Source organism: Achromobacter sp. 18P8.1.1 (genome assembly GCF_057799415.1).
In genome coordinates this window covers 60,140-67,847 of sequence record NZ_JBYOKH010000036.1, presented here as the reverse complement: position 1 = coordinate 67,847, position 7,708 = coordinate 60,140, and the positions used below count along the sequence as shown (strand labels likewise).

Here is a 7,708-nt window from a genome sequence, read left to right as displayed (position 1 = left end):
GCCGCCAGGGACGCCAGTTGCACGCCGCCGGTACCGGGCTCTCCGGGCACCAGCAGGGCCTGGCCGGACGCCGACTTCTGGCGCGAGCCGATGTCGTTGGTCTCGCGCAGCTTGGATTCGGTCACGCCGAAACGCTTGGCGATCGCGGCATAGGATTCGCCGCGGCGCGAGTGGTAGACCTTCCAGGCGCTCAGGTCGCCCTTGTAGTTGGTCAGGTTCGCGTTGAAGATTTCGACGCGGTCGGCCGGCAGCAGCAGGGTCGGGCCGTGGTCGCCACGGATGACCGGGCGGTTGAACGACGGGTTCAGCGCCTTGAATTCGTCCAGCGGCATTTCGGCCAGCTTGGCGGCGATTTCCAGGTCGATGTCGCTGTTCTTCTGCACCGTCACGAAGTAGGGCGTGTTGCCCACCGGCGGCAGCGCCACCGCATAGCGTTGCGGGTCGGCGATGATGTTCTTGATGGCCTGCAACTTGGGCACGTAGTTGCGGGTTTCGTCCGGCATGTTCAGGGACAGGTAATCGGTGTTCTGGCCGGCCGCTTCGTTCTTGGCCATGGCGCGCTGCACCGAGCCTTCACCCCAGTTGTAGGAGGCCAGCGCCAGATACCAGTCGCCCTGCATCTCGAACAGCTTTTCCAGGTAGTCCAGCGCCGCGTTGGTCGAGGCGATGGGATCGCGGCGCTCGTCGCGCCACCAGTCCTGCTTCAGGTTGAAGTGCGTGCCGGTTGCCGGCACGAACTGCCACAGGCCCGAGGCCTGCGAGCGCGACAGGGCGGTCGGGTTGTAGGCGCTTTCCACGAACGGCAACAGCGCCAGTTCGGTCGGCAGGCCGCGGCGGTTGATTTCGTCGACGATGAAATACAGGTATTTGCCGGCGCGCTCGGCCATGCGCTGCACCGCCTCGGGGTGGGACGCGTAATAGTCGGTCCACTGCTGCGAGAGGTCGGTGTTCAGGTTGGGAATGGCGAAACCGCGGCGGATGCGGTCCCAGGCGTCAGACGGCGGGTTGGTCAGGTCAACCGTTCGGGACGTGTCCCGGGCGATATATCGCCCTTGGGAATTGGTGGTGAGGTTCTTGCTATCGGGGGCTTTGGTTCCTGCGCAACCGGCGAGGACTGCCAGCATGAGTGGCAGAAGGAGTCGGGATAGATTCATCAGGCGGTCACTTGAAATCGTTCTTCCATTCACGCAGGGAGGCGAAGACCTCTACCGGCGTAGGTTGATTGCGTCCGGCCCAGCTGGCTGCGGCACGAACGACGTCGACTTGCTGCGTACGCAAAAACGGGTTCGTCGCGCGTTCCTGACCGATCGTCGACGGAAGCGTGGGAAGACCTTCTGCTCGTAGTTGCTGGGCTCGCTGATACCACTGTTGCAGGGTGCGATTGGCGGGTTCCACAGCCAATGCCCAGCGCAAGTTCGCTAGAGTGTACTCGTGCGCGCAAAAAACCTGTGTATCTGGCGGTAAAACAGAAAATTTTCCTAAGGAATCATGCATTTGCGTAGGAGTCCCCTCGAAAAGCCGGCCACAGCCCCCCGCAAACAGGGTGTCTCCACAGAACAGCACGGGTTCTATTCCTGCCGCCCGGCCGGTGTACGCGATGTGGCCGGCGGTGTGGCCGGGCACGTCCAGCACGCGCAGATCCAGGTCCAGTTCCGGTAACACGACGCGGTCGCCTTCGCTCAGCGGCACGTCGCAGCGCGGCAGCCGTTCCCGTGCCGGACCGTATACGGTAATGTCCGCGATGCGTGACAATTCCAGAACGCCGCCCACATGGTCGCCATGATGGTGCGTGAGTAGAATGGCGCGCAGCCTCAAGCCTTCCTGCTCGAGCCATTGCAATACGGGACCGGCTTCGCCGGGATCCACCACGGCGGCGTTGTCACCGTGGACGATGGCCCAGATGTAGTTGTCGGTAAAGGCGGGTAGAGGCAAGACCGCGGCATTGCGTTCGCGGCCGCCTGCGGGGGCGGTCAAGGCTTGCATGAGATTCGAAGGAATAAAACGTGGCAGAAGATACTCCGCCGATTGTAGAACTGGCCGAATGGTTCCAGACGCCGCCGGGGCAGTACGCGCTGGCCTGGGAACGGGCCCAGTTCGACGCGGCTGTCGCGGACGTGTTCGGATATTACGCCTGGCAGGTCGGGTTGGCCGACATGAACCTGCTGCGGGCCAACCGCATGCCCTTCAAAGGCTATGTTGGCACCGAGACCCCTTCCGCGGAAAGCATCGCCGGCTGGCAGTCCCGCGTGGTGCTGGCCGAACCCGAAGCGCTGCCGTTCGAAACCCAGAGCGTCGACCTGCTGATCCTGCCGCATGCCTTCGAGTGCACGCAGGACCCGCATAACGTCCTGCGCGAGGTGGAACGCGTGCTGGTGCCGGAAGGGCGGGTCGTGATTTCAGGCTTCAACCCCTGGAGCATGTGGGGCGCGCGCACGCGCATGCCCGGCATGGAGCCCTGGCTGCCGCAGCCGCCGTCCTCCCAGGTGTCGCTGCCGCGTCTGAAAGACTGGTTCAAGCTGCTGTCGCTGGAAGTCGAGGCCAGCCATTTCGGCTGCTACGCACCCGCCTGCCGCAGCGAGAAATGGCTCCAGCGCTGGGGCTTCCTGGAATCAGCCGGCGCCCGCTGGTGGAGTCTGGGCGGGGCGGTCTATATGGTGTCGGCGGTCAAGCGGGTGGCCGGCATGCGTATCATCGGCCCTGCCTGGAAAACCAAGCCCAAGCGCGCGCGCGCCGCCTCCGTGGTGGTCAATCGCCAGGCCGACGACGGCTTCGACCCGTCCTGAACGGCCCGCGTCCGCCTATTTTTTGCACGAACAAGGATTACCAAGCAGCACCATGCAGGACAACAAACCGAACGATCAGAAAGTGGAAATGTGGACCGATGGCGCCTGCAAGGGCAATCCGGGGCCGGGGGGGTGGGGCGTGCTGATGCGCGCGGGCGGCCACGAAAAAACCATGCACGGCGGCGAACTCCAGACCACCAACAACCGCATGGAGCTGCTGGCTGTCATTGAAGGCCTGCGCGCGCTCAAGCGCGCCTGCGTCGTCACCATCCACACGGACTCGCAGTACGTGATGAAGGGCATGACCGAGTGGCTGGCGAACTGGAAGCGCCGCGGCTGGATGACGGCCGACAAAAAGCCCGTGAAAAACGTCGAGCTGTGGCAGGCCCTGGACGAGCAGGTCCAGCGCCACCAGGTGTCCTGGCGCTGGGTCCGCGGGCATGCCGGCGACCCCGGCAACGAACGGGCCGACCAACTGGCCAATATGGGCGTGGAAGCGGCCAAGCGGGGCTGAAGGCATCGGGATATACCCTGAATTCCGCCGTTTGGGGCGGATTTAGTTCTTTCATCCGGCTTCTGGATTGTTCCAGTATGTAAATCCGGGTGCTACAGTGCCTTCCCCATTCCAGTTCCTGCGGCGTTCGGCCAGGTGGGGATTACGGTCCGCGCCGCACCACTGCCACATTCGCGCATGAAAAAAGCTGTACTGCTGGCCGCCGTCGCGGCCGGGTTGGCCGCGGGGGCCGCACTAGGCGTTTTCGTGCCGCGCTGGCTCGCGCCCGGCGCCACGACCACCCAGACCGTCACCAAGTCGCAAGTCGCGCCGGCCAGTCCCGTGCGCGTTGAAGTCGCGGCCGTCCAGGAAATCCCCTTTGCGCGCGGCCTGTCGGCCGTGGGCAGTTTGCGTTCCGACGAGTCCGTGGTGTTGCGGCCGGAAGTCGCCGGGCGCATCCAGACGATCGAATTCAAGGAAGGCCAGCCCGTCACGCGCGGCCAGACGCTGATCCGGCTGGACGATTCCGTGCCGCGCGCAGAACTGGCGCAGGCCCGCGCCAACCTGACCCTGGCGCAAAGCCATTACCGCCGCGCCGTGGAATTGCAGGGCAAGGGCTTCGTCAGCCAGCAGGCCCGCGACGAATCCGCCAGCACGCTCAAGGTCCAGGAAGCCGCCGTGGCGCTGGCGCAGGCCCGGCTGGACAAGATGACGATCTCGGCCCCGTTTGGCGGCATCGTGGGGTTGCGCAGCGTGTCCGTGGGCGACTACGTCAACCAGGGACAGGACCTGGCGCCGCTTGAGGCGATCGATCCCTTAAAAGTGGATTTCCGCGTGCCGGAAATGTATCTGAGCAAGGTGGGCGTGGGCCAGCAGTTGACGCTGCGGCTGGATGCGCTGCCGGGCCAGGAACGCCAGGGACTGGTCTACGCCGTCAGTCCGCTGGTGGATGCGGGCGGCCGGTCCATCCTGCTGCGCGCCACCGTTGCCAACAAGGACGCGGTGCTGCGGCCGGGCATGTTCGCCCGCGTGCAACTGCTGTTCAATCAGGACAAGGCCCTGGTGGCCCCGGAAGCCGCGTTGTCGCCCTCGGGCGAAACGCAGTACGTTTACCGGATCAAGGACGGCCGCGCGGAGCGGCGCGAAGTGACCATCGGCGAACGCCGCGAGGGTCGCGTCGAAATCCTGACGGGCGTGGCGGCGGGCGACAAGCTGGTGGTGGCGGGCATGCAGCGCGTGACCGACGGCGCCACCGTGGATGTCGTGGGCGGCGGCTCGTGATGCCGGCCCTTCTTCTTTCTTGGCGATAGCGCAATGCGTATCTCGGAAACCTGCATCAAGCGGCCGGTGTTCGCATCGGTCCTGTCGCTGATCATCGTGCTGATCGGCCTGATCTCGTATTCGCGCCTGACGGTGCGCGAATACCCCAAGATCGACGAGCCTATCGTGTCGGTGGACACCACCTACAAGGGCGCCTCGCCGGAAGTGATCGAGTCGCAGGTGACCAAGCCGCTGGAAGACCAGCTGGCCGGCATCGAAGGCGTGGACGTGATGACCTCGCGCAGCCGTTCCGAACGCAGCCTGATCAACATCAAGTTCAACCTTTCCCGCAACCCGGACGCGGCCGCGGCCGAAGTGCGCGACAAGGTGTCGCGCGCCCGGCGCTTCCTGCCCGACGAAATCGACGAGCCCATCATCGGCAAGGTCGAGGCCGACTCCCAGCCCATCATCTACATCGCGGTGGAGTCCGGCACGTACTCGGCGATCCAGACCTCCGACTACATCAACCGCTATATCAAGACCCGGCTGTCGGTGCTGCCGGGGGCGGCGGAAGTCCGCGTCTTCGGCGAACGCCTGCCGTCCATGCGCATCTACGTCGACCGCGACAAGCTGGCCGCCTACGGACTGACCGTGCAGGAGGTCGAGGCCGCGCTGCGCAGCCAGAACGTCGAGATCCCGGCCGGCCGCATCGAATCGCGCGCCCGCGAGTTCTCGGTGGTGTCGTCCACCGACCTGCAGACGCCCGCCCAGTTCGAAGACGTGATCGTGGCCAACGTGAAGGGCTATCCGGTCCGCCTGCGTGACGTGTCCAAGGTCGAGATCGCGGCCGCCAGCGACCGCGTGCTGTCGCGCTTTAACGGCAAGCCGGCGATCAACATCGGCGTGACGCGGCAATCCACCGCCAACCCGCTGGAGCTGTCCAAGGCCGCGCGCCTGGAAGTCGAGCGCTTGAACGAGACCCTGCCCGCGGGCATGAAGCTGAACATCGCGTACGACTCGTCGGTGTTCATCGAACGCTCCATCGATTCCGTCTTCCACACCATCGGCGAAGCCATCGTCCTGGTGGTGCTGGTGATCTTCTTCTTCCTGCGCAACCTGCGCGCCAGCATCATCCCCATCGTCACCATCCCCGTGTCGCTGGTGGGCGCCTGCGCGCTGATGTACCTCTTCGGCTTTTCCATCAATACGCTGACCTTGCTGGCGATGGTGCTGGCCATCGGCCTGGTGGTGGACGACGCCATCGTGGTGCTGGAGAACATCTACCGCCACATCGAAGAGGGCATGCCGCGCAAGGAAGCCGCGCTGCGCGGGTCGAAGGAAATCGGGTTCGCGGTGGTCGCCATGACCATGACGCTGGTCACCGTGTATGCGCCGCTGGCCTTTGCCACGGGCCGCACCGGGCGGCTGTTCATCGAATTCGCGCTGGCGCTGGCCGGCGCGGTGCTGGTCTCGGGCTTTGTCGCGCTGACGCTGACGCCCATGATGTGCTCGGTGCTGCTGCGCCACGAAAGCAGCCACAGCCGCTGGTACAACCTGATCGAAGGCTGGCTGAACGGCATGAGCAACGGCTACCGCCGCCTGCTGGGCGCATCCCTGCGCCACCGCTGGCTGGTGGTGGTCATCGGCCTGGCCGTGGCGGCCGGCAGCGGCGTCCTGTTCAAAGTGGTCAAGAGCGAACTGGCCCCTATCGAAGACCGAGGCGTGGTGTTCGGCATCGTCAGCTCGCCGGAAGGCGCCACGCTGAACTACACGCTGGACAGCATGCTCGGCATCGAGAAGTTCTATTCCGAGATCCCCGAGGCCAGCGGCAGCCAGGTCACGGTGGGCTTTCCGACAGTGACGGACGGCACCGCCATCCTGCGCTTGAAGCCCTGGGAGGAACGCAGCCGCAAGCAGCAGGCCATCACCCAGCAACTGCAGCCGCAGTTCTCGTCGCTGCCGGGCGTGCGCGCCTTTCCGACCAACCCGCCGTCGCTGGGCCAGTCCGCGCGCTCCAAGCCGGTGGAATTCATCATCATGAGCCAGGCGTCCTACGCGGAGCTGGCGCGGCTGACGGAAGTGTTCCTGACCGAACTGCGCAAGTATCCCGGCCTGCTCAACCTGGACACCGACCTGCGCTTGAACACCCCGGAACTGCGGGTGCGCGTGGACCGCGACAAGATGGCCGACGTGGGCGCCAACGTGGATACCGTGGGCCGCACGCTGGAATCGATGCTGGGCGGGCGCCAGGTCACCCGCTACAAGGACGAGGGCGAGCAGTACGACGTAATCGTGCAGGTGACGCCGCGCGACCGCGCCAACCCCACCGACATCTCGGGCATCTACGTGCGGGCGCGCGACGGCAGCATGGTGCAGCTGGATAACCTGCTGGGCGTGCACGAAGGCGTGTCGCCGCAGTCGCTGAACCACTTCAACCGCCTGCGCGCGGTGAAGATCGACGCCGCCGTGGCACCCGGCTATGCCCTGGGCGAAGTCCTGACCCACATGCACCAGGTTGCGCGCGACGTGCTGCCCAACACCATCGTGACCGACCTGGACGGCCAGTCGCGCGAATTCCGGGATTCGTCGGGTAGCATCTATCTGGTCTTCGGCATGGCGCTGGCCTTCATCTACCTGGTGCTGGCCGCGCAGTTCGAAAGCTGGCGCAACCCCTTCATCATCATGCTGTCGGTGCCGCTGTCCATGACGGGCGCGCTGCTGGCCTTGTGGCTGACGGGCGGCACGCTGTCCATCTACAGCCAGATCGGCCTGATCACGCTGGTGGGCCTGATTACGAAGCACGGCATCCTCATCGTGGAATTCACCAACCAGCTGCGCGACGAAGGCCGCGAACTGTTCGCCGCCGTCACCGAGGCAAGCGTCCTGCGGCTGCGCCCCATCCTGATGACGACGGGCGCCATGGTGCTGGGCACGGTGCCGTTGGCGCTGTCCACCGGGGCGGGCGCGGAATCCCGCCAGCAGATCGGCTGGGTCCTGGTCGGCGGGCTGATGCTGGGTACACTACTGACCTTGTTCGTCGTGCCGGTGGCCTATACGCTGATTGCTACCGCGCGCCAGAAACCCGGCCATGCCGGCAGCGCAGAGCATCCCCCGGCCCACCCGCCGGGCGCCCACACGCCGCCGGCTTCGGCCAACCCAGCGTCGGAATAAG

At 65.5% G+C, this 7,708-nt stretch carries 6 protein-coding genes; 4 read left to right on the top strand and 2 right to left on the bottom strand.

Features of this window, described 5'->3' with window-relative positions; translation table 11 throughout:
• Both AC27VE_RS21305 and gloB read right to left on the bottom strand, forming a co-directional pair.
• The coding region (locus tag AC27VE_RS21305; RefSeq protein WP_488704897.1) for a transglycosylase SLT domain-containing protein at positions 1 to 1,154 on the bottom strand (1,154 nt) is incomplete at its 3' end.
• A 7-nt stretch (positions 1,155 to 1,161) separates the two neighbouring features.
• A complete protein-coding gene (gloB, locus tag AC27VE_RS21300) occupies positions 1,162 to 1,983 on the bottom strand; it encodes a hydroxyacylglutathione hydrolase (RefSeq protein WP_315139002.1) in 822 nt (273 codons plus the stop codon).
• Positions 1,984 to 2,003: 20 nt separating this feature from the next.
• Between gloB and AC27VE_RS21295 the strand changes: the two genes are divergently transcribed.
• The 4 genes from AC27VE_RS21295 (at position 2,004) to AC27VE_RS21280 (ending at position 7,707) form a co-directional block, all read left to right on the top strand.
• Complete coding sequence (locus tag AC27VE_RS21295; RefSeq protein WP_169273992.1) at positions 2,004 to 2,783, top strand: class I SAM-dependent methyltransferase; 780 nt, start codon at positions 2,004 to 2,006, stop codon at positions 2,781 to 2,783.
• A 52-nt stretch (positions 2,784 to 2,835) separates the two neighbouring features.
• Positions 2,836 to 3,297, top strand: a complete 462-nt coding sequence (gene rnhA / locus AC27VE_RS21290) for a ribonuclease HI (protein WP_006225940.1) — start codon at positions 2,836 to 2,838, stop codon at positions 3,295 to 3,297.
• A gap of 177 nt (positions 3,298 to 3,474) precedes the next feature.
• Positions 3,475 to 4,557, top strand: a complete 1,083-nt coding sequence (locus AC27VE_RS21285; RefSeq protein ID WP_315138995.1) for an efflux RND transporter periplasmic adaptor subunit — start codon at positions 3,475 to 3,477, stop codon at positions 4,555 to 4,557.
• Between the two features lie 33 nt (positions 4,558 to 4,590).
• Positions 4,591 to 7,707: an efflux RND transporter permease subunit gene (locus AC27VE_RS21280; RefSeq protein ID WP_488704896.1), complete on the top strand. Its 3,117-nt coding sequence runs from the start codon at positions 4,591 to 4,593 to the stop codon at positions 7,705 to 7,707.
• The last annotated feature ends 1 nt before the right edge of the window (position 7,708 follow it).

Excerpts from the sequence above, each read along its gene's own strand:
- gloB (WP_315139002.1), bottom strand. The coding sequence starts at position 1,983 with ATGCAAGCCTTGACCGCCCCCGCAGGCGGCCGCGAACGCAATGCCGCG.
- rnhA (WP_006225940.1), top strand. The coding sequence starts at position 2,836 with ATGCAGGACAACAAACCGAACGATCAGAAAGTGGAAATGTGGACCGAT.
- AC27VE_RS21285 (WP_315138995.1), top strand. The coding sequence starts at position 3,475 with ATGAAAAAAGCTGTACTGCTGGCCGCCGTCGCGGCCGGGTTGGCCGCG.
- AC27VE_RS21280 (WP_488704896.1), top strand. The coding sequence starts at position 4,591 with ATGCGTATCTCGGAAACCTGCATCAAGCGGCCGGTGTTCGCATCGGTC.